General features: G+C 66.9%; 22 protein-coding genes. 10 read left to right on the forward strand and 12 right to left on the reverse strand.

The features are described from left to right. The first annotated feature begins 17 nt into the window (after window positions 1-17). On the forward strand, window positions 18-983 hold the full coding sequence (gene bhcD, locus GGR33_RS13400; protein WP_183505904.1) for an iminosuccinate reductase BhcD: 966 nt from the start codon (window positions 18-20) through the stop codon (window positions 981-983). A gap of 96 nt (window positions 984-1,079) precedes the next feature. Next, window positions 1,080-1,991, forward strand: a complete 912-nt coding sequence (locus GGR33_RS13405) for a LysR family transcriptional regulator (protein ID WP_183505906.1) — start codon at window positions 1,080-1,082, stop codon at window positions 1,989-1,991. 165 nt (window positions 1,992-2,156) lie between these two features. On the opposite strand, the gene GGR33_RS13410 is transcribed toward GGR33_RS13405, so the two are convergent. From GGR33_RS13410 to GGR33_RS13430, 5 genes are all read right to left on the reverse strand, one after another. Further along, window positions 2,157-3,197 carry a carbon-nitrogen hydrolase family protein gene (locus tag GGR33_RS13410; protein WP_183505908.1) on the reverse strand — a complete coding sequence of 347 codons (1,041 nt, stop codon included), beginning with the start codon at window positions 3,195-3,197 and terminating at the stop codon, window positions 2,157-2,159. A 46-nt stretch (window positions 3,198-3,243) separates the two neighbouring features. Next, a complete protein-coding gene (locus GGR33_RS13415; protein ID WP_343068509.1) occupies window positions 3,244-4,281 on the reverse strand; it encodes an enolase C-terminal domain-like protein in 1,038 nt (345 codons plus the stop codon). A 97-nt stretch (window positions 4,282-4,378) separates the two neighbouring features. Then, a complete protein-coding gene (locus tag GGR33_RS13420) occupies window positions 4,379-4,864 on the reverse strand; it encodes a GlcG/HbpS family heme-binding protein (RefSeq protein ID WP_284211916.1) in 486 nt (161 codons plus the stop codon). A 231-nt stretch (window positions 4,865-5,095) separates the two neighbouring features. Further along, window positions 5,096-6,082, reverse strand: coding sequence for an asparaginase (locus tag GGR33_RS13425; RefSeq protein ID WP_284211917.1), 987 nt, complete (start codon window positions 6,080-6,082; stop codon window positions 5,096-5,098). A gap of 236 nt (window positions 6,083-6,318) precedes the next feature. Further along, window positions 6,319-7,092 carry an alpha/beta fold hydrolase gene (locus tag GGR33_RS13430; protein ID WP_183505912.1) on the reverse strand — a complete coding sequence of 258 codons (774 nt, stop codon included), beginning with the start codon at window positions 7,090-7,092 and terminating at the stop codon, window positions 6,319-6,321. A 117-nt stretch (window positions 7,093-7,209) separates the two neighbouring features. On the opposite strand from GGR33_RS13430, the gene GGR33_RS13435 reads away from it, so the two are divergent. Next, the gene (locus tag GGR33_RS13435; protein WP_183505914.1) at window positions 7,210-8,037 is read left to right on the forward strand and encodes an FkbM family methyltransferase; all 828 of its coding nucleotides are present in this window, start codon (window positions 7,210-7,212) and stop codon (window positions 8,035-8,037) included. Here the strand turns inward: GGR33_RS13435 and sfsA are convergent, their stop codons facing one another. Beyond that, entirely contained in the window at window positions 8,038-8,754 is a 717-nt protein-coding gene (gene sfsA / locus GGR33_RS13440; RefSeq protein ID WP_183505916.1) for a DNA/RNA nuclease SfsA, read from the reverse strand. Window positions 8,755-8,839: 85 nt separating this feature from the next. Between sfsA and GGR33_RS13445 the strand changes: the two genes are divergently transcribed. The 6 genes from GGR33_RS13445 (at window position 8,840) to GGR33_RS13470 (ending at window position 13,341) form a co-directional block, all read left to right on the forward strand. After that, a complete protein-coding gene (locus tag GGR33_RS13445) occupies window positions 8,840-9,580 on the forward strand; it encodes a competence/damage-inducible protein A (RefSeq protein ID WP_183505918.1) in 741 nt (246 codons plus the stop codon). Window positions 9,581-9,787: 207 nt separating this feature from the next. Continuing rightward, on the forward strand, window positions 9,788-10,285 hold the full coding sequence (locus GGR33_RS13450) for a TadE/TadG family type IV pilus assembly protein (RefSeq protein WP_183505920.1): 498 nt from the start codon (window positions 9,788-9,790) through the stop codon (window positions 10,283-10,285). Beyond that, window positions 10,285-10,815, forward strand: a complete 531-nt coding sequence (locus GGR33_RS13455; RefSeq protein WP_183505922.1) for a TadE/TadG family type IV pilus assembly protein — start codon at window positions 10,285-10,287, stop codon at window positions 10,813-10,815. Before GGR33_RS13450 ends, GGR33_RS13455 begins: the two co-directional genes overlap by 1 nt. After that, the gene (locus GGR33_RS13460) at window positions 10,805-11,848 is read left to right on the forward strand and encodes a TadE/TadG family type IV pilus assembly protein (RefSeq protein WP_183505924.1); all 1,044 of its coding nucleotides are present in this window, start codon (window positions 10,805-10,807) and stop codon (window positions 11,846-11,848) included. Before GGR33_RS13455 ends, GGR33_RS13460 begins: the two co-directional genes overlap by 11 nt. Before the next feature lie 86 nt (window positions 11,849-11,934). Next, on the forward strand, window positions 11,935-12,789 hold the full coding sequence (locus tag GGR33_RS13465) for a formate/nitrite transporter family protein (protein WP_183505926.1): 855 nt from the start codon (window positions 11,935-11,937) through the stop codon (window positions 12,787-12,789). Between the two features lie 60 nt (window positions 12,790-12,849). Beyond that, window positions 12,850-13,341 (forward strand): hypothetical protein, encoded by a 492-nt coding sequence (locus GGR33_RS13470; protein WP_183505928.1) that lies wholly within the window; start codon window positions 12,850-12,852, stop codon window positions 13,339-13,341. Between the two features lie 63 nt (window positions 13,342-13,404). Here the strand turns inward: GGR33_RS13470 and GGR33_RS13475 are convergent, their stop codons facing one another. Continuing rightward, on the reverse strand, window positions 13,405-13,584 hold the full coding sequence (locus GGR33_RS13475; protein WP_183505930.1) for a hypothetical protein: 180 nt from the start codon (window positions 13,582-13,584) through the stop codon (window positions 13,405-13,407). Window positions 13,585-13,916: 332 nt separating this feature from the next. On the opposite strand from GGR33_RS13475, the gene GGR33_RS13480 reads away from it, so the two are divergent. Beyond that, window positions 13,917-15,635 (forward strand): outer membrane beta-barrel protein, encoded by a 1,719-nt coding sequence (locus GGR33_RS13480; RefSeq protein WP_183505932.1) that lies wholly within the window; start codon window positions 13,917-13,919, stop codon window positions 15,633-15,635. A gap of 47 nt (window positions 15,636-15,682) precedes the next feature. Here the strand turns inward: GGR33_RS13480 and GGR33_RS13485 are convergent, their stop codons facing one another. The 5 genes from GGR33_RS13485 to GGR33_RS13505 all read right to left on the reverse strand — a co-directional run bounded on the left by GGR33_RS13485 (window position 15,683) and on the right by GGR33_RS13505 (window position 21,062). Next, window positions 15,683-16,117 carry a GlcG/HbpS family heme-binding protein gene (locus GGR33_RS13485; RefSeq protein WP_183505934.1) on the reverse strand — a complete coding sequence of 145 codons (435 nt, stop codon included), beginning with the start codon at window positions 16,115-16,117 and terminating at the stop codon, window positions 15,683-15,685. Window positions 16,118-16,173: 56 nt separating this feature from the next. Then, window positions 16,174-16,461 carry a hypothetical protein gene (locus GGR33_RS13490; RefSeq protein ID WP_183505936.1) on the reverse strand — a complete coding sequence of 96 codons (288 nt, stop codon included), beginning with the start codon at window positions 16,459-16,461 and terminating at the stop codon, window positions 16,174-16,176. A gap of 73 nt (window positions 16,462-16,534) precedes the next feature. Then, window positions 16,535-17,167 (reverse strand): LysE family translocator, encoded by a 633-nt coding sequence (locus GGR33_RS13495; protein ID WP_183505938.1) that lies wholly within the window; start codon window positions 17,165-17,167, stop codon window positions 16,535-16,537. A gap of 136 nt (window positions 17,168-17,303) precedes the next feature. Next, window positions 17,304-18,272, reverse strand: coding sequence for an HpcH/HpaI aldolase/citrate lyase family protein (locus GGR33_RS13500; RefSeq protein WP_183505940.1), 969 nt, complete (start codon window positions 18,270-18,272; stop codon window positions 17,304-17,306). 24 nt (window positions 18,273-18,296) lie between these two features. Next, a complete protein-coding gene (locus tag GGR33_RS13505) occupies window positions 18,297-21,062 on the reverse strand; it encodes a phosphoenolpyruvate carboxylase (protein WP_183505942.1) in 2,766 nt (921 codons plus the stop codon). Window positions 21,063-21,172: the final 110 nt, after the last annotated feature.

Genomic DNA, 21,172 nt, shown 5'->3' on the forward strand with positions numbered 1-21,172 from the left:
ACGCCCGAGGAACATCCATGATCATCGTCCCCGAATCCCGGATCGCCGATCTCGTCTCGTCCAGCGAATGCTTGGTTGCGGTCGAGCAGGTCTTCGCCTCCATGGCGCGGCGGTCGGCCTACAACTTTCCGGTCATCCGCGAGGCGATCGGGCATGCGGACGCCCTGTACGGATTCAAGTCGGGCTTCGACCGCGAGAGCCTTGCGCTCGGCTTGAAATCGGGAGGCTTCTGGCCGGGCAACTTCGACAAGGGGCTGACCAATCACCAATCGACGGTCTTCCTGTTCGACGCCGATACCGGCCGCTGCCGCGCCGTGGTGGGCGGCAACCTGCTGACGGCTTTGCGCACCGCTGCGGCGTCGGCGGTCTCGATCAAGTACCTCGCGCGAACGGACTCGCGCGTGCTGGGCATGATCGGCGCCGGCCACCAGTCGACCTTCCAACTCCGGGCCGCCCTCGACCAGCGCCCCTTCGAGAAGGTGATCGGCTGGAACATCGAGCCCGCGGCGCTGAGCCGCCTCGAGGCGGTGGCGGCGGAGAAGGGCCTGCCTTTCGAAGCGGTCGATCTTGACGAGCTCGGCGCACAATCCGACGTCATCGTCACCATCACCTCGTCCTTCGCGCCGATCCTCAAGGCCGCCCAGGTTCGCCCCGGCACCCATCTCGCCTGCATGGGGACCGACACCAAGGGCAAGCAGGAGGTCGAAGCCGAACTTCTGGCAAAAGCCAGTGTGTTCACCGACGAGATCGCCCAGTCGATTACGATCGGCGAGGCGCAGCATGCCATCGGCCGCGGATTGTTGAGCGCCGAGGCGATTGCCGAGATCGGCGCGGTCATCAACGGCACGCATCCGGGCCGCCGCAGTGAAGACGAGATCACGCTGTTCGACGGCACCGGTGTCGGCCTGCAGGATCTCGCCGTCGCCTCGGCTGCGGTCGACGCCGCGGTCGCGAGAGGCGTGGCGATCACGGTCGACTTCTGACCGAGACCGCGGCCCCGGCGGGACCGTCGCGGTTGCCGAAGTCTCGTGATTTTTGCGAAGCTGCAGGGGCATGGCCTTCGCACCGGATGTGAATGCATGGACATCCGCCAGTTTCGCTACTTCATTGCGGTCGCCGAGCAACTCCACTTCGCGAAGGCGGCCGACCTGCTGGGGATCAGCCCGCCATCGATCACGAAGCAGATCCAGGACGTCGAACGTGAACTCGGGGTCCGGCTCTTCAACCGGACCAAGCGCTCCGTCAGCCTGACGGCCGCCGGGGCCATGCTGCTCGACGATGCCCGGATGGCGGTCCGCCAGGCGGAGCGCGCCGTCGAGACGGCACGCCTCGCAGGCCGGGGGCAGTTGGGCCGGATCGAGATCGGCTACGTCGCCTCGACCGCCTATTCCGGCGTCCTCCAGGAGCAGATCACGGCCTTCAAGACGGCGAATGCGGGGGTCGATATCCGCTCCCGCGAAGTCGCGATGGATCTTTTACCGGACATGCTGGACACGCGGCGGCTGGACGTCGCCTTCCTGCGGCCGCCGATGGAGTATCCGCCCGGCATCGCCTCGGTCACGCTCGTGCGCGATCCCTTCATCGTGGCGTGTCGCGAAAACAGCAGACTCGGCGCGAAGGCGGAAATCGCTCCGGCAGATCTGGCGAACGAGACCTTCATACTGCCCGAGCAGATTGCCGGTGTCCTGGAAGTGGGACGATTGGGCGGATTCGTACCGAAGCTCGCCGAGCAGCCGGGCAACCTGACATCCGTCGTCGTGCACGTGTCGCTCGGAGCCGGCGTCTCGATCGTGCCGAGCTCCGTGGCGAAGGCGCTGCACATCGAAGGCGTCGTCTACCGGCCGCTCCTGTCGTCGCCGGTTCTGTCCGAGATCGCCGTGGCGTTCCGGCGCGGCGAGGCCGGACCCGCGACGCGGGCCTTCATTGCGCAATTGCGGGCGGCGAGCTTGCCGGCACCCCCATCGTCCGAGCAAGACCGGACGGCCCTCTGAAGCGACGCTCCGGTTTGCCGGAGGCCGCGTGCATCGAGCGGCACGGGGAGCCGCGCCTCGGCCGGATGGCGTCCGGACGGCGCAGCAATGCGGAGCGGGCAGCGGCCGAACTCCTGCCCGGGATCGTGAGGGCGACCCGATGGCGAGCGCGCGGACGAGGCCCCCTCAGCGGGCGTCCCCGGCGAGCAGCGACGGCTCCACGCCGGTCTCGTCGTCCGGCCTCGGCGCCAGGTTTGCCACGAACTCGGCGGCAGCATGCGCACGCCGGTTCACCTTGAACTGGAAGACGTCGAACCGGTTGTAGTAGCCTACGACGTCCTGGAACTGCTTCGGCACGACGCACTGGGCGAGATCGATCTCGGCGTAGACGATGCCCTCTTCCTCCTTCAGCACCTCGCTGATCGGAGCGCCGCCGGGACCAAAGATCAGGGACACGCTCTTCGAGGCTTCTTCGAGCAGCTGGCGCGCCCGGGCATTGTCCCGGCTGATCAGGTCGATGGCGTTCGGGGGCAGGAAGCCGGAGGCGACGATGTTGAAGAGCTTGCCCTCAAAGGCATGGGCGCCCGCGCGCAGGCGGATCGCGGCCTCGAGGTCATAGGCGGCCTCGCCCGGCGGATGCGTCGGCCAGCGCGGGGAGAAGGACGAGATGTGAACGTTCTCGCCCTGGGCGAGGAGCGCGAAGCGGGCGAGCCCATTGGTGTTCTCGCCGCAGACCAGCGCGCCGATGCGGCCGACGCGGGTATCGACGACGCGTAATCCGCTGCCGTCGCCATTCGCCCAGGTCAGCTTCTCCCAGTAGGTCGGGACGAGCTTGCGGTGGACGTTGAGGAGCGAGCCGTCGTCGCCGATGAGGACGTTGGTGTCCCAGATACAGCCGTCGCTGATCGGCGAGGCCTCGTTGATGCCCATCGAGACGAAGACGCCGTGTTTCTTCGCCGCAGAGCGCAGGCGGCCGATCTCCGGCCCGTCGATCAGCACGGAGGAGGCTGCCAGCTGGCGGAAGAAATCGTGGGTGTCGACGGGCGCCCAGACGCCGGACCAGACCGGGAAGGACGCGATGTAGGCCTCCGGGAAGGCGATGAGTTCGGCGCCGTTGCGCGCGGCCTCCTCGATCCAGGCGCAGGCCTTGTCGACCGTGGCGTCGGCATCGAAGTAGATCGGCGCGGCATGGCAGGCCGCCGCCTTGAAGCGGGGGTAGGACTTCATCGGACCATCTCCTCGGAAACGTTTCTTGGTGTGTTGGTGGGCGTCGTCAGGCCGCGAACTCAGCGATCGCCGCTTCATTCCAGCTGATCCCGAGACCTGGCTCCTCGCTCGGGCGCACGTGCCCGTCCTGGACCGGCAGCGTCCTGGCCAGGATCGGGTCGGCCAGACCGAAATATTCGACGAAATGCGCCGTCGGTGTCGCGCACATCAGATGCGCGCTCGCTTCCCGGAAGAAGTGGTTGCTGACCGGCACGCCATGGGCGTGACAGAGCGCGCTGGCGCCGAGCCAGCCGGTGACGCCGCCGATCTTCACGAGATCGGGCATCATCAGATCGGACGCACCGGCGCGGACGTACTCGCCGAGGTCGCGCGGCCCCCAGAGGTTCTCGCCCGTCTGGATCGCGGTTCCGATCTCGGCCGTGATCTGGGCATGGCCGCGGAGGTCGTCGTACCGGACCGGCTCCTCGATCCAGCCGAGGCCTTCGCCGTCGAGCGCCCGGCAGCGCCGCAGCGCCTCGGGAAGGGTGAGGGACTGGTTGTAGTCGACGAGGAGATCGACGTTGCCGATCGCCCGCTTCACGGCACGCACGACGGCGACGTCCTCGGCCAAGGTCGGGTAGCCGATCTTGATCTTGACCGCGGTGAAGCCCTGGTCGGCGGCCCGTGCGGCGAGCCGCACCGATTCCTCCTGGCCGTCCATGCCGAAGCTCGCATAGGCGCGCAGGGGCTTCGCGGTGGCCCCGAGAAGCCGCACCAGGGGGCGATCCAGGACCTTCGCATGCGCGTCCCACAACGCGACGTCGATGGCGGCGAGCGCCATGTCGAGCAGGCCCCGGCTCCCGAGCAGGACGAAGCGCGCCCTCAAGCTCTCCATGATCCGAACCGGCGCGAGTTCCACGCCTTCGAGCAGCGGCAGCAGATCGCGCAGAAGCTGCGTCAGGCCGGGTAAGACGACCGGCGTGTAGGCGAAGGCATAGCCGTGGCCGATGGCGCCCCCCTCGGTCTCGATGTCGACGAGGACCAGCGGCGCGCTCGTCATGGTGCCGGTCGCCGTGCGCAGCGGCGACGACAACGGCGCCTTCACGGCGCGAACCCGCGATCTCCGGATCACGACGCCATGGGGCGACGAATCCGCGGCTCGATCTGCGGCGTGTGCGGGGGCCTGGCTCATCGTGCGACGCTCACGGTACGAGGGCGGCGATGCCGGCCTTGGCGATCACCTCGTCATGATCGGGGGTGTCGGCGGAGACGCCGATCGCGCCGACGATCCGACCGTTGACGCTGATCGGCAGGCCGCCGCGCATCAGCACGAAGCCACGGGCCGACAGGACGGCCGGGCGCTGTCCGTTGATCGCGTCTTCGAGCGCTCCGCTGGGCCGACGGAACAGGGCTGCCGTCCGCGCTTTGCCGGGCGCGAGTTCGACTCCGGCCGGCACGGCGGCATCGTCCATGCGCTCCATCAGGATGGGCTGGCCGCCGCTATCGACCACCGCGATGACGCATGGCCAGCGCTCGGCCTGCGCCTTCGCCTGCGCTGCGCGAACGATCGCTCGCGCGGCGTCCAGGGTGAGGACCGGCTGCATCGGCAACGCTTCGGCCAGGGCACTCCCGCCGAGAAGCGCAAAGACGAGGCCGAAGGACACGCAAGGACGAAGCGTTCGCAGCACTGGCTCTCTCCGGTTCAGACCGTCCTCCGGTTGTGGAGGGCGGCAGAGCCGGTGTCATTGCAGGCGCCGTTCTATTTAATTAGCCGCAGACTAATTGTCGTGGAGACTGATTTCGAAGGACATCGGTGCATACTGCTTTCCGATGGTGCTCGCGGAGATCGGCTCATACCCAGCGGTGCGGCTTTCATAGCCCATGCAGAGTTGATCCGACGGGGCCGCCTACCTCGGCAGCTATTTGTCGAAAAGCTTCTGCAGGGCCGCCCGGTCCTTCGTCGCAGGTAGGGCGACGAGGGTCAGGATGCGCGCCTTGTCCGGGGTGAGATCGCCCGCGAACACGGCGCCGGCCTTGAGCAACGTGTTGCCGCCGCCCTTGAAGCCGTAGACCGGCAGCGCGCGGCCATCGTAGACCTTCGTGGCGACGATGACCGGGACGCCTTTGGCGATCACGTCGGCGATCGCGTCGTGCATCTCCGCGTTCATGTTGCCCCAGCCATAGGCCTCGACCACGATCGCCTCGGCGCCCGACTCGGCTGCGTGGCGGACCTGGCTGCCGTCGGCGCCGGCATACATCGACACGAGATCGACCCGCGGCATCCGGTCGGGAAGCGGCAGTGTCTGCCGCCTCAGCGACTTGCGGCTGAAGACGACGCGGTCCTCGTCCACGTAGCCCAGAATGCCCGAATCGCCGGAATTGAAGGTCTCGACGTTGCTGGTGTGAGTCTTGCGCACCTCGCGGGCGGCGTTGATGCGGTGATTGAGGGTGACGGTCACGCCGGCACCGATCGATCCATCGGCGAGAATTTGGCGCGCCGCGTTGAGGAGATTGCGAGGGCCATCCGCATCGACGTCGGACGCGTTGCGCTGAGCCCCGACCAGCACGACCGGCTTGTCGCTCTTCACCGTCAGATCGAGGAAATAGGCGGTCTGGTCGAGCGTGTCGGTGCCGTGCAGGACGATGACACCCCGGATCGCCGGATCGGCCAGGATCTCGTCCACCTTGCGCGACAGGGCCGGCCAACGGTCCGGCCCCATGTAGTCACTGGGAACGTTGCTGAACTCGGTCACCGCGATGGTGGCGATGTCCTTCAGTTTCGGCACCGCAGACACGAGGTCCTCACCGGACAAGGCGGGGACAGGCGCATGGGTCGTGGGGTCGAGCTTCATGGCGATCGTGCCGCCGGTCGCGACCACGGCGATCTTGGGTAATTCGGCTGACACCACGTTATTTCCCAGTAAGACCGAACCGAGGAGGCCGACGAACGCCAGTCTCAGGATTGCTCTCGCCATCGTCCGCATCCCCCTCTCGACCGGTCGGCTTCGTCCATAACCGTGGGTGACGGGAGCCTTTCCCCGGCTTCCCGAACCACCTCAGCCGGGCAGAAGAGCCGTTGCCGGGTCAGGCAAACACCATCGGTACGCATCGATCAATGGCCGATGCCGGCTCGCCCGATCGATCAGGCGCGCTGCTTGAGGAAGTCGAGCACGCCCTGTCGGTGAAGCCGGTCGCCGACGGCGCTGCTGTGGTCGCGGTTCGGCAGTTCGAGCGAGGTCGCGTTCGGCATCAGCGCGGCGAGGCCCGGACCGGAGCCGGCGATGGTGTCGAGGGTGCCCACCGAGACGAGCGTCGGCGTCTCGATCAAGGCCAGTTCGGCGCGCGACAGGCGTTGGCGCGAGCAGCGGATGCAGGCGGCGAGCGCGCGTAGGTCGCTTTTCGTCTGCTCGGCGAAGGCCCGGAACGCGGCTGCCGTCGGGTTCGGCGCGGGCGTGCCGGGAGGGGCCTCCAGCGCCTCGGCGATGCCGTCCGGCAGGCCGCCCTTGCCGTCGACCATGTAGAGGCCGAGGCCGCCCATCAGCAGCGAGCGCACGCGCTCCGGATGATCGAGCGCGAGAATGGCGCTGATCCGCGCGCCCATCGAGTAGCCCATCACGTCGGCATGCTCGATGCCGAGATGATCGAGCAGGCGAAGCGAATCCCCGGCCATCACGTCGGTCCGGTAGGCCTCGGGATCGTAGAGCTTCTGGCTCTCGCCATGGCCGCGGTTGTCGAGCGCGACGACCCGGTAGCCGGCCTCCGTCAGCGTGCGGACCCACAGGGTGTTCACCCAGTTCACGGCATGGGTCGAGGCGAAGCCGTGGACAAGCAGGATGGGATCGCCCGCTCCCGCTCCCGCTTTCGCCGGAACGTCGATGTAGGCAATTGTCACGCCGTCGGAATCGAAGGTCTGCACGGGTTCGCGATCCTCGTTTTCCGGTCTCTTGGCGCGGCTTCCCGCAAAAAGCAAAGCGCGCGCGGCTGTTTGGCGCCGACTTGCCGCGGACCGATCGGGCTGGCATCAGCAACCTGCATGAAGGATACGCAGCCTTACGGCACCTACATTCCCACCGGGCTCGTTGCCCGGATCGCGGCGCATACGCAGACGCTTCCCGAGGGAAGCTGGCGCGGGCGCCGCACAGCGCTCCTGCTGCGGCGGATCGCGATCTCGCTGCTGCGCGGCAAGCCGCTCGACGTCGAGCGCTACGGCGCGCGCATGCGGCTGCACCCCTACGGCAACAATTGCGAGAAGAAGGTGCTGTTCACACCTCAGTTCTTCGATTCCGAGGAGCGGCAGATCCTGAAGGCGCGCATGCCGCAGAACGGCATTTTCCTAGATATCGGCGCCAATATCGGCGCCTACTCGCTCTTCGTCGGGGCCTTCGCGGGACCGAAGGCCAAGATCCTCGCCGTCGAGCCGCAGCCCGACGTGTTCGACAAGCTGATCTACAATATCGGTCAGAACCCCTACGGCACCATCAAGGCGGTGGCCTGCGCGGTCGCCGATAAAGCCGGCGAGCTGACGCTGTTCATCGACCTGCGCAACCAAGGCGAGTCGAGCGTCAAGATCGTCGGCACCAACCAGGGTGCCGAGATCAAGGTGCCGGCCGTGACGTTGCTCGGCCTGTGCCACTCGGAAGGGATCGAGCGCATCGACGCGATCAAGCTGGATGTGGAGGGCGCCGAGGACCTGATCCTCGAACCGTTCCTGCGCGAGGCACCCGAGAGCCTGCTGCCGAAGTTGCTCATCGTCGAGAATGGCACCGAGCAGTGGCATCTCGACCTGCCCGGGCTTCTGGAGAAATACGGCTACCGCCGTCTCGCCACGACCCGGCTGAACCTGCTGTTCGAACGGGCCTGATCAGGCGGGCGTCACCACCGGGATCGCGTCGGCGATCGTGACCTCCTCTGGAGTGATCCGGCAGCGATAGGCGTGGACCTCGACGCCCGCCGCCCGCGCCGCGCGGAACGCGCGGTCGAAGGCGGGATCGATGTCGCGGGCGACGTCGAAGGCTTGTGCCTGCATCTGCGCCACCACGATCAGCATCGCCCTCCCGCCGGCCGCGACGACGTCGGCGAGCTCGGCCATGTGCCGGGCACTGCGTGCGGCCTTGCAATCGGGAAATTCGGCGAGGCCCGGTTGCCGCATCAGGTGGCAGTTCTTCACCTCGACATGGCAGGGCGGCATCCCCTCCCCCGTGGCGAGGAAGTCGACGCGGCTGGCCCGGCCGTAGGCGACCTCCGGCCGAAGCGTCGTGTAGCCCGCGAGCGGCGCCAGCGCCCCGGCAGCGAAGCCCTCCGCTACCAGGGCATTCGGGCGCATCGTGTTGATGCCGACCCATTGCGGGCCGCCCGGCAGGTCCGCCTCCACCAACTCCCAAGAATGCGGAAGCTTCCGCGTCTTGCTGTCGGAGATCGAGAGCAGCACGCGGCTGCCCGATGCGTTCAGCCCGAGCATGGCGCCGGGATTGGCGCAATGGGCGGTGACGGCCGTGCCGTCGGCCAGCACCACGTCGGCGAGGAAGCGCTTGTAGCGCTGGACCAGCCGCGCCTCGATCAGGGGATTTGGAAAACGCATCGCGCCGCGTAGCACCGGTGCTGGCTCCTAGCCACGGGCGCGCTACTTGCCACGCTCTGTCCGCCTCCTCCGCTTCAGAGCGCCCATGCCCGAACCGATCGCCCCCGTCACTGCCGCCGTGCTCGTCATCGGTGACGAGATCCTGTCGGGGCGCACCAAAGACAAGAACATCGGCTCCATCGCCGAGCGGCTCACCGAGATCGGCATCGACCTGCGCGAGGTCCGCGTCGTGCCGGACGAGGCGAGCGAGATTGTATCGGCGGTGAACGCGCTGCGCGCACGCTACACCTATCTCTTCACCACCGGAGGGATTGGCCCCACCCATGACGACATCACCGCCGACAGCGTCGCGGCCGCTTTCGAGGTCGGCATCGACGTCGACGCGCGGGCTAGGGCCATGCTGCTGGAGCGGCACAAGCCCGAGGATCTCAACGAGGCACGGCTGCGCATGGCGCGCATCCCGCACGGGGCCGACCTGATCCCGAACCCGGTGTCGAAGGCACCAGGATTTTCCATCGGCAACGTCTTCGTCATGGCCGGCGTACCGCAGATCATGAACGCCATGCTCGATGCGGTCCTACCCGGACTTTCGCAGGGAGTTCCCGTCCTCGCGGAAACGATCGAGGCAGGCGGCTTGCCCGAGGGCGCCTTCGCGACGGGCCTCTCGGCTATCGCCGCGCGGCACGGCAGCGTCTCGATCGGCTCCTATCCCTCGATGACGCAGAGCGGTTTCGCGAACCGCATCGTGGTGCGCGGCCGCGATGCCGAGGCGGTCGCTGCGGCGCGGGTCGAGATTGAAGCGATGCTTGAAACGTTGAAGAGGTAATGCCGTCTCGCTAACTGTGAAGCTTCCGCTGTATACGGCGAGATTATCGTTGTTCATGCCATGCAAAACAGTTTCTCGCTGTATTGGGCCTGACGTCTCGTAATCGAGATGGTGGATTTTAGCCGCCATTAACCGGCCGAAGCTCACCAACGGTGTGAGGGATATCCGTGACTTGGCGGGCGTCCCGCATCGTTGCAGGCGCTCACCGTGCTCCGTTTTCGCAGACCGCAATGCCTCGGCTTCCTCCGCGATCAGCGGGCGGCCACGGCTGTCGAGATCGCGCTGATCACGCCCGTCTTCCTGATCCTGATCTTCGCCTGGATCGAGGTCGGCCTCTGCCTGTTCATGCTGAGCACGCTCGACAATGCGGCGCGCGATGCGAGCCGGCTGATCCGGGTCGGAACGGTCACGTCCGATACCTTCAAGGCAGCCATCTGCGCCAAGGCCTCGCCGTTCATCCCTTGCAATAACATCGTCTTCTACGTGCAGTCGGGGACGAGCTTCGGAAGCCTGACGCCCGCGAAGCCGTCGACGACGACGACGCTCAGCAAGACCGGCTTCACCCCCGGCGGCTCGGGTGCCGAAGTTCTCCTTCAAATCGGGTACAACAAGCCGGCCTTCGTCTCCAAGCTACTGCAGGCGGCAGGTTTCGGCGGCAACATCCCGCTCCTGACCACGCTTGCATTCCAGAGCGAGAGCTACTGATGAGCGGCCTCGTCAGACGCTTTCGACGGAACCAATCCGGCGTCGGCGCGGTCGAGTTCGCGCTGATTCTGCCGACGATGCTGTTCGCGATTCTCGGGAGCTTCCAGATCTTCGCGCTGGCGCGCGCCCGCATGCTGACCGTGGCGGCGACGCGCAATCTGGCAGATCTGGTCTCGCAGCAGGACAGCGTCACGCCGACCCAGATCGCAGACTTTTGCAAGGCGGGAAAATTCTCGCTGCTGCCACTCGCCAGCGCGTCGTTCAAGGCGTCGATCGCGAGCGTGACCTATTCGAACAACGTCCGGAAAATCGACTGGACCGATGTGAGCTGCGGCGCCGTCACGGCGATCGCGAATGCGGCCACCACCGCGGCGTCAGTAACGCAGGCCGCCGGCGACACCGCTATCGTTGTCAGTGCGAGCTATACCTACACCTCGCCCATCACCTTCCCGCTGACGCTGAACGTTACCTTCGCCAGCACTGCCTTGTCGCGGCCGCGCCTTGGCACGGCGGTGACGTATGGAACCTGAGGCGACACGCATGTCCGGACCCTTTGCTCGTCGCGATGCACTGCATGCATTCCGGCGAGACCAGCGTGGCATGTTCGCGATTTGGTACGCCGTGATGGCGATTCCGCTGCTCGTCGTCGCCGGAGCCGGACTCGACATGATGCGGGCGGTTCAACTGCGTTCGGAACTGCAGTCGGCCGCCGATGCCGCCGCGCTGGCCGGGGCCATCGTCTACACGTCCGATTCGGCGAGCACGGCGGCACAAGCCACGGCGCAACGCTATATGGCCGATTCCATGACCCGGGTGCCGTATGGTTCAAGCGTGACCTATGCGGCGATGCCGAAATCAGGTTCTGCCAGCGTGAACAGTGTCGTCGTGACCGCGCAGGCGACCCTTAAGAATTCGCTCATGGCACTCATGACCAAGGCTACTGCCGTCGGCGTGGTCTCCGAGGCCCGTACCGCCGGCTACAAGCTGAACTTCTCGCTCTCGAGCTTCGCCAGCAACGCGGCCGATGCCAACAGCATCTACTGGTACGTCGTCCCGAGCGACAACAGCGTCCCCCCCGCCTCGGCACTGAACCTGCTCTTCTCGAATACCGGCGGCAGCACGTCGAAGGACATCTCGGCCATCATTGGGACTGGCCAGAAGATCGGCTTTGCCCTCAAGAACGTCACCGGCGGCGTCACCGGCTACGGCAAGAACAGCTACGGCGCCGCTCAGGGCAGCTCGCACTTCTTCTATTCGCACCTGACCCCGCCTTCATCGGCGGCCTATGGTCTGCAATTGTTTAACTGCAGCCTGCAGACCACGATCACGGGTAAGACGGCCGGGATCAACAACGGGTCCTGTGCGCTCGCGCTCGCGCCGCCCACCAACGGGACGGTCAATTGCAGCCAGTCGGCCGGCAAGACGATCACCTATTACTGGAACGACATGGGCGGCCCGACGGACGACCGCGACTACAACGACGCGGTCTTCAACGTGAGCTGTCCTGCCAGCGGCGGCGGCTCCGGTAGCACCGCCTCGAACAGCGTCGTGCTGATTCGATAGAGCGCTTCGTCAGCTTTCGGCGCGGGAGCTGCGACGGGACGCGGTTCTCGGGCGTTGCACAGGCTCGAATCGAGCCCGAGGGCGCCATGACCGAGAAGGACCGCGGCGACGCGGCTGAGAATCACCGGGATACCGACGAGGAGGTCGAGGAGGCTCATCGCCCCGACGCTCTGCTGCTCCACGAGATCATCCGCGCCGAGGGCGAGGAAGAGCTGCGCCGCACCGCCGTGGCGCTGACGCTCTCCGCCTTCGCTGCGGGGTTGACCATGGGCTTCTCACTGATCGTGCCCGGGGTCCTCAAGTCCCAGCTGCCCGATGCGCCCTGGGCCGATCTCGTCACCAGCCTCGGCTACTCCATCGGCTTCCTCATCGTGGTGCTCGGCCGCCAGCAGCTCTTCACCGAGAATACGGTCACGCCGATCCTGCCGCTGCTGCACGAGCGCAGCCTCATCAATCTCTGGCGGGTGGCGCGCCTCTGGGGGATCGTGCTCGCCGCCAACATGGTGGCGACCTTCGTGATCGCCTACGCGCTCGCCGAGACCGATGCGTTCAAGCCGGAAGTCCACGCGGCCTTCGCCGAGATCAGCCACCACACCATCGAGAGCCCGTTCCTGACGACCATGGTCAAAGCCGTTTTCGCCGGCTGGCTGATCGCCCTGATGGTCTGGATCCTGCCCGCTACGGGCTCGGCGGCGCCGTTCATCATCATCCTGATGACCTCGCTCGTCGCGATGTGCGGGCTCGCCCACATCGTCGCTGGCTCCGTCGACGCGTTCTATCTCGTCGCCACCGGCGCGATCGGCATGGGCGACTACCTCTGGCGCTTCTTCGTGCCGACGCTTCTCGGCAACGTGCTTGGCGGCGTGACCCTCGTCTCGGTGCTCAACTACGGGCAGGTCGCGCCCGAGGTCGAAGACAAGGCGGCGTCCACGCGCGACTGACGGCCCAATCTGAACGTTCGCCGTGCCCGGCCGCATGGCCCGGTTCAGGAGGCTCGGGCGATGATCCTGACCGGACCGGCGACGCGTCTCGCGGCTGCCGGCAACCCTTCGGGAAACTCGACCATGTCCCACCCTGTCGTTCGGCGATTGGCTGGTTTCGGCCTCGGCGCGTTGGCGGTCGCCACCGCGCTCCCGGCGCTTGCCGCCGATTTCGCATACCCGCCCTATCCCGGCAGCGAGCCGCAGCCGAGCCGGGTCTACCGCGACGAGCCCATCGGGGATGATTTGCCGCCTCCGCCTCCGCCTCCGCCGCATCGTCCGGCCGCCTACGGTCCGCGCTTTGCCGCCGGTCCTTATGGCGGCCCTCCGCCTGAGGATTGCCGGACCATCGTCAAGCACCGGATCGACGCATTCGGCGACGAGGTCGAGCGGCGCGTGCGTATCTGCGACGAACGGCCCGTTCCGCGATTCCGGCCGAGCTTCTACCGGCCTCATCCCGTGCCGCCGGCCGACGTTCCCTACGACCGCTGGGATGGGCCGCCGCGCTGGTGATCGCATCCGCCGACATGGAAGAGCCGGCGCATCCCCGAGGGCATGCGCCGGCTCTTCGTCGTCTCAGACTCGCGCGACCGGTTTTGCCTTCAGCGCGGTGGCCAGTGCCTTGAGCTGACGATCGAGGTCGGCCAGCTCGTTGAGAGCGATGGTCTTGTGGCCGTCCTTCACTGCGCGGGTGATGTCGCTGACCTGCGAGGAGGCCATGCGCTTCAGCTCGGCGGCGAGTTGCTCCCTGGTCATCGGCGCTCCTTGTCCTCACCCGGGTGGTGAGACCGGTGATACGCACTCATGCTTAACCGCTGGTTTTTTCGGGGCCGCGGGTCGGCTGGTTACAGCACACCCGGAGGATGCCGGCTGTCTCGCCCGGCAAAGCGCGATCGATGTCCCGTCTCATGGAAGACGAAGCCGAATGCCGGTTGCTGGGCTTGCGGAGGCTCGTCCCCTCACCTGCCTCCGGCGCGATCGGGATTTAATCCCTCTGCAGCCATGATGGCCGAGCCTGTGTGGCGGGCAGGCGACAGACTTCGTCCGAGCTTGGCCGCATAAGATGGGCGCAGACTTCAAGGATCGTCATGCGCGCCGCGCTCTTCGCACTACCCCTCGTCGGATGGAGCGCGGCTGCATTCGCGGCCGATCTCCCGGTGCGGACGGCTCCGGTCGTCGTCGCGCCGCCGCTGTTCACCTGGGGCGGCTATTATGGCGGCTTGTTCGCGGGCTACGGCACGATCGACGATGGCGGGCGCTCGGTCTGCGTCTCGCCGGCGGCCGGCCTCGGCGGAACGGGCTGCGCAACCGTCCCGTCATTGCGCCGGGACTCGGGCGATTTCGTCGCCGGAAGCGCCGTCGGGTACAACTACCAGCTCGGCTCCGGCGTGGTTCTCGGCGTCGAGGGCGACATCTCGTTCACGCGCCTGCGCGGTTACGCTCTGCAGCAGGGCGTGTTTCCGCTGGTGGGCGGCGGGAATTCCGGCCCGAGCACCTTCCACATCGGTCAGCGCCTCGATTCGCTCAGCACGATCCGTGGTCGCCTCGGCTACGCCTTCGGCAACACCCTGGTTTACGCCACCGGCGGCGTCGCGGGCGGCGAGGTGCGCGTCGATGCTGATGGCTCCAGTGTGGCGCAGGGCCCGTATGGCTCGCAGAAGACGGATTTCCGCCTGGGCTACGCGGTCGGTGCCGGCATCGAGCAGGCCTTCACCTCGCGCCTCTCGGTGAAGGTCGAGGGTCTATACTACGACCTCGGCGATCGGACCGTGCTGGGCGTGAACGGCGCCGGCATCGCATACGGCAACCGGGTCGAGACGAACGGATACCTGGCGCGCATCGGCCTCAACTACCGTCTCGGCAACGAGATCGGCGACGTGCTGCCCGGCTTCAGCATCATCAACGACATCCTGCACCCGTCGACCGCCGCCGCGCCGGTCGCAACGACCTGGGATTTCGAGACCGGCGAGCGCTACTTCTACAGCTCCGGCTCGCACCGCTACAGCCTCGGCTCCCCGGCCAATGCCGGCCAGCTCAACTCGGCGCTAAACTACGGAAACTTCTCCGCGCATTCGGCGGAGACGTTCGCGCGCCTCGACCACAACCCGTCGGGCCTGTTCCTGAAGGGCTTCTTCGGATCGGGCTTCGTGAATTCGGGTAAGCTCAACGACCGCGACTTCCCGCCGGTCGTCGCGACCGCCTCGAACGCGGTGTCGAAGATCAAGGACGGCGACATCGCCTACGCGACGATCGATGCCGGCTACACCTTCCTGCGCGGCAGCAACTACCGCCTCGGCGGCTTCCTAGGCTACCAGTACTATTCGGAGCTGGCCAACGGCTTCGGCTGCAGTCAGGCCGGCGCCGCCGCCACCTGCAGCGGCGCTGCCCAAGTGCCGACCAACGTCAAGGTTCTCAGCGAGGACGCGCATTGGAACGCCATGCGCGTCGGCCTCACCGGCGAGGTGCGCTACGACCGCTTCAAGCTCGCGCTCGAAGGCGCCTACCTGCCGGTGGTCAATCTCGACGGGTACGATCGCCACTGGCTGCGGCCGTCGATCAATCCGCTGCCGCAGAGCGGGACCGGCGACGGCTATTTCCTGCAGGGGATCGTCTCATACGACCTGAGCCCGGTGATCAGCCTCGGCGTCGGCGGTCGCTACTGGAAGATGAATGCCGATAACGGCCGAACCCAGTTCCCGTTCAGCCCGTCAAGCCCGACCAAGTTCGAGACGGATCGCTACGGCGGCTTCGTCCAGATCACGCACAAGCTGCCGGACCTCGGGATAGCGAGCCTGATCACGAAGTAAGAGCCCAAAGGCGCCCCGGTCGATTCCGGGGCGCCTTCGTCTCGGGCTCAGGTCCGCCAGGGGTGATCGGGCAGCTCGGTATTGCCGATGACCTTCGCTCCGGCCAGCGCAACGGCGTCATCGTTCTCCACCGACGAGCCGCTGACGCCGATGGCGCCCGACATCTCGCCATCCGTATCGACGATCGGGATGCCGCCGGGGAAGGTGATCAGCCCGTCATTCGAGTGCTCGATCCCGTAGAGCGGGCCGCCGGGCTGCGACAGGCCGCCGATGGCGCCGGTCTTCATGCCGAAGAAAACCGCCGTCTTGGCCTTCTTATGGGCGATGTCGATTGAGCCGACCCAGGCGCCGTCCATCCGGTAGAACGCCTTCAAGTTGCCGCCGGAATCGACGACGGCGATGCACATCTGCGTGCCGAGTTCGACGGCCTTCTGACGCGCGGCTTCGATGGCCTTCTCGGCCTGGTCGATGGTGACGTGCATAGCGTTGTGCCTCCCGGTGGAATGGTTGAGCTTCCACAGGCGTTAGGTGTGCTCGCTCAGCGATGCGGCAAGGTCTGAACGTGAGGTTGGCGCTCCAGCCATGTCACCGACGCGTAAGCGCCGAGCCAGGAGCCGATGGCCGCGAACAGCACGTAGAACGCGTTCTCGGTGTATTTGATCACGGCGAAGGCCGAGAGCAGGTACCAGATCGCGCTCCAGTTCGCCGCCCGGATGCGACGGCGCGCGGTGACCGCCGCGTTGAAGAAGACATAGGCGGCATCGGTCACGCCCGTGGCGAGGACGACGCCGAGCGCAATCAGCGGGTCGATGGCGAGGCTTGGCATGGTGACGGCTCCCCGTGGGGGCCATCGTGCCCCCGGCCGGGCGAGCTTACACGGGTCGTCGACGGCGCACGCCTCAGCGCTGCGCCTCCAGCGCCATCCGCGCGGCGAGGCCGGCCAGCACGGTGCCCATCAGCCAGCGCTGCACCACGAGCCAGGTCGGACGGCGGACGAGCAAGCTGGCGATCGAGCCGGCCGTGAGCGCCACGAGGCCGTTTACCAGCATGCCCATCGCCGACTGGACGGAGCCGAACAGCAGCGACTGCATCAGGACGTCACCGCGGCTCGGATCGATGAATTGCGGCAGCAGCGACAGGTAGATGACCGCGATCTTCGGGTTCAGAAGATTGGTCAGCAGGCCCATCACGAACAGGCGCCGGCTCGAATCGTGCGGCAGATCCTTCGCCTGGAACGGCGAGCGGCCACCCGGGCGCACGGCCTGCCAGGCGAGATACAGCAGGTAGACCGCGCCGCCGATCCTGAGCGCATCGTAGGCATAGGGGATCGCCAGCAGGAGTGCCGTCAGGCCGAAGGCGGCACACAGCATGTAGAACAGGTAGCCCACCGCCACGCCGGCCAGCGAGATCAGCCCGGCCCTGCGCCCCTGCGAGATCGAGCGCGACAGCACGTAGACCATGTTCGGTCCGGGTGTCAGCGCCAGCCCGAGGGCGACGAGCAGGAAGGGAATCAGATCGAAGACGGTGGGCATGGCGGCGCTCGGAGGATGACGCGCTTAGATGCCTTTCCGTCGCACGAGGCCAGATCGCTGCGATCGTGGCTGATATGAAAAAGGGCCACCCCGGTCTCCCGGAGCGGCCCTGAAGCGTGTCCGATGTGCGGACCGCTTACTTCATCGCGTCGGCCTTTTGGATCAGCGCCTCGGCCATCTTGATCGAGGCGATGTCGATGAGACGGCCGTCCAGCGCCACGGCGCCGCGACCGGCCTTGGCGGCCTCTTCCATCGCGACGAGGATGCGGCGGGCCTTCTCGACTTCCTTCTCGGAGGGGGTGAACACCTCGTTGGCGAGATCGATCTGCGAGGGGTGGATCGCCCACTTGCCCTCGTAGCCGGCCGCCGCGCAGCGCCGGGCGGCGGAGATGTAGCCGTCCTGGTCCGAGAAATCGCCGAAGGGGCCGTCGATCGGGCGCAGGCCGTAGGCGCGGCAGGCGACCAGCATACGCTGCTGGGCGAACAGCCACGGATCCTGCCAGTGGGTCTCGCGCTTGCCGGCCTCGTCCTTGTCGGTGAGCACGGAGTAATCGGGGTTCACGCCGCCGATCACGGTGGAGCGGGTGCGGCAGGAGGCGGCGTAGTCGGCCACGCCGAAGGACATGGCTTCCAGGCGCTTAGAGGAGGTCGCGATCGCCTCGACATTGGCCATGCCGAGCGCGGTCTCGATCAGCACCTCGAAGCCGATCTTCTTCTCGCGCTTCTTGGCCTGCTCGATCTGGGTGGTGAGCACGTCGATCGCGTAGACGTCGGCCGGGACGCCGACCTTGGGGATCAGGATCATGTCGAGGCGCGGACAATTCTCCACGATGTCGACGACGTCGCGGTACATGTAGTGGGTGTCGAGACCATTGATGCGGATCATCATGGTCTTGTTGCCCCAATCGATGTCGTTGAGGGCCTGGATGATGTTCTTGCGCGCCTGCTCCTTGTCGTCGGGAGCGACCGCGTCCTCGAGGTCGAGGAAGATCACGTCGGCATTCGAGGAGGCCGACTTTTCCATGAAGGTCGGGTTCGAGCCCGGCACTGCCAGCTCGGAGCGATGCAGGCGGGCCTTGGCCTGCGGGATCAGGGTGAAGCTCATGATTTCCTCTCTTCTTTTAAAGGTTCAGCCGGTGGCGCCGAAGCCGACGGCGATGCAGTTGATCGACAGGAGCAGCGCGGATTTCACTGCCTCGCGCCGATCCTCGTCTTCTTCGCTGCGATAACGGCGCAGCAATTCGACCTGTTCGCGGCTGACCTGGTTGATGGTCGGCAGGCGTCCATTGAGACGGTCGCGGAACAGTGGGAAGCGCTCCGCGAGTTCGGTGTCGCCGCTGACGCGCAGCACCATCCGCTTGGTCAACTCGTACTCGGCCTCGATCATCGAGAAGATGTCGGTGCGGATCTTTTGGTCCGCGACGAGCCCGGCATAGTCGCGGGCGATGTCGAGGTCGACCATGAGCAGCGTCTTCTCGACCTCGTCGAGCACGAGGCGGAAGACGCGCGACTCCTCGAAGAGCCGCTTGAGCTGCCGCTCGCCGCCCTCCCCGCGCACCTCGATGAAGCTCTGCAGGCCCGAGCCGACGCCGTACCAACCGGTGATGACGTGCCGGTTCTGCGACCAGGCGAAGACCCAGGGAATCGCACGCAGATCGTCCAGCGACTTGGCGCCGAAGCGGCGAGCCGGGCGCGAGCCGATATTGAGCAGCGAGATCTCGTCGAGGGGGCTCGCCTGCTGGAAATAGTCGACCAGCCCGTCATGCTGGAGCAGGTTGACGTAGGCCGCGCGCGAGGCACCCGACAGCGCCTCCAGCACGTCGTCGAACTCGTTGCGGGGCTGGCCGTGGGTCTCGCGCTCGGATTGCAGCGCGTGCTCCAGCACCGACGAGGCCAGCAGCTCCATCTGGTAGGCCGCGGTGCCGCGGTTGGCGTATTTGAACGAGACCACCTCGCCCTGCTCGGTGGTGCGGAAGCGGCCGTTGATGGAGCCGGGCGGCTGGGCGAGGATTCCGCGCCGGGTCGGCACGCCGCCGCGGCTGACGGACCCGCCACGCCCGTGGAAAAAGGCGATGGGCACGCCGGCCTGCTTGCCGAGATCGGTCAGCCGGCTCTGTGCCTTCGACAGCTCCCAGTTCGAGGCGATGAAGCCGCCATCCTTGTTCGAGTCGGAATAGCCGATCATCACCTCCTGCACGCCGCCCTGCCAGCGCGTCGAGCGCCGCACGACGGGGACGTTCAGGAGCTCCTTCATGATGGTCGGCGCGGCACGCAGGTCGTCGATCGTCTCGAAGAGCGGCACGATCGGCAGCGGGCAGATCTCGGTGCCGGCCGTGTCGAGGAAGATGCCGGCCTCCTTGGCCAGCAGATAGGCGCCGAGCACGTCGTTGGTGGAGCGCGTCATCGACAGGATGAAGCTGCCGAAGGCCTCGCGATCGAGCTGCTCACGCATTTCGCCGACGAGGGCGAAGGTCTCGAGCGTCTCGCGGGCGTCGTCGGGTAAGTCGTCGAAGGTCGCCTCCGGGTTGCGCGGGCGGCCGAGCTCGGTCAGCAGCCATTCGCGCCATTCCGGCGTGTCCTCCTTCGGCAGAGGCTTGCGATCGCCGATCTTCTGCTTCCAGAGCGACTGCAGCGTCTTGGTGGTGCGGGTGGTGTTCTCGCGCAGGTCGAGGCGGACGGTCGAGAAGCGGAAGATCTCGACCATGCGGCGCACCGGGCGCACCATGTCCGTGGCGAGCGAGCCGCATTTCGCGTCGGCGAGGCCCTGCTCCAGCACGCGCAGATCGTTGATCAAGCCGTCGGCGCTCGGGTAGTCGGCCCCGGTCGAGCGCGAGCCCTTGTTGCGCTGGATGGTGGCTTCGAGCTTGCGCAGGATGCAGGTCAGGAACTGGCGGTAGGGCTCGCCCGGGTTGCGGCTGGCGATGGCCCGGCTGTCGCCGCTCTCGGAAAGTGCGGCCGCGAGCTCCTTCTTGAAGCTCTCGGGCGTCGGCAGGGACCGCTCGGTGATCGAGATCACGCGGCCGAGATGGGTGATCTGGTCGCGGTAGCGCCGCAGGCTCGCGAGCGCGTTGCGCTGGAGCGTCTCGCGGGTCACCGAGGCGGTGACGTAGGGGTTGCCGTCGCGGTCGCCGCCGATCCAAGAGCCGAACTGGAAGAAGGGCGGCACCTCGAAGGTCTCGTCCGGATAGTACTGCGCCAGGCTCTCCTCCAGGGAGTAGAGCATCTCCGGCAGCATTTCGAAGAGCGATTCGTCGAAGAAGTGCAGGCCCCAGGCGACCTCGCGCTCGACGGTGGCCTTCTCCAGGTGCAGCTCGCCGGTCATCCAGACCAGTTCGATCTGGTCGCGCAGCTCGTTCATCAGGCCGTTGCGCTCGCGCTCGGTCCAGCGCGGCAGCTCCAGCTCGCGCAGCACGAGGTAGATCCGGCGCAGCTTCTCCAGCACCGTGACGCGCTTGCCCTCGGTGGGGTGCGCCGTGATGGTCGGGCGGATGCGCAGCTCCTTGAGGAGCGCGTGGATCTGCGGCGCCTCGATGCCGCTGGCCGAGGCCTCCGCCAGTACCTTGGCGAAGGAGCCGCCGAGCGCGTCGCGGCCCTCGTCGCGCTCGATGTGCCGGCGCCGGCGCATGGCCGCGTTCTGCTCGGCGATCGAGAGCAGCTGGAACCAGATGCCCTGCACCTGAAGGGCGCGCGCCAGCATCTCCGGCGTGTAGCGGGAGATGTCGGCCCGGCCGTGCAGGACGTCCTCCAGCTCCGGCTCGTGACGGCGTGCGACGTCGACGAGCGCGTGGAAGAGGATGTCGAGGGCGTCCTTCGACGACGTGCCCGTGATCACGGGCGGCGCGAAGGTGTCGCCGCCGGAAGCGGGTGTCGGGGCTGTCTGCAGGGTGACGATCATGGGGTGGTCACCTTGGGTGTCCGTGGCGGCCTCTCGTGAGACGAGAGGTCGTTGCAGCTTCTGTTCGTCATTCCGGGGCCGCGGAGCGGAACCCGGAATCCACGACTGGC

It is taken from the genome of Methylobacterium brachythecii (assembly GCF_014196345.1).
In the GTDB taxonomy this organism is placed as follows: Bacteria; Pseudomonadota; Alphaproteobacteria; order Rhizobiales; family Beijerinckiaceae; genus Methylobacterium; species Methylobacterium brachythecii.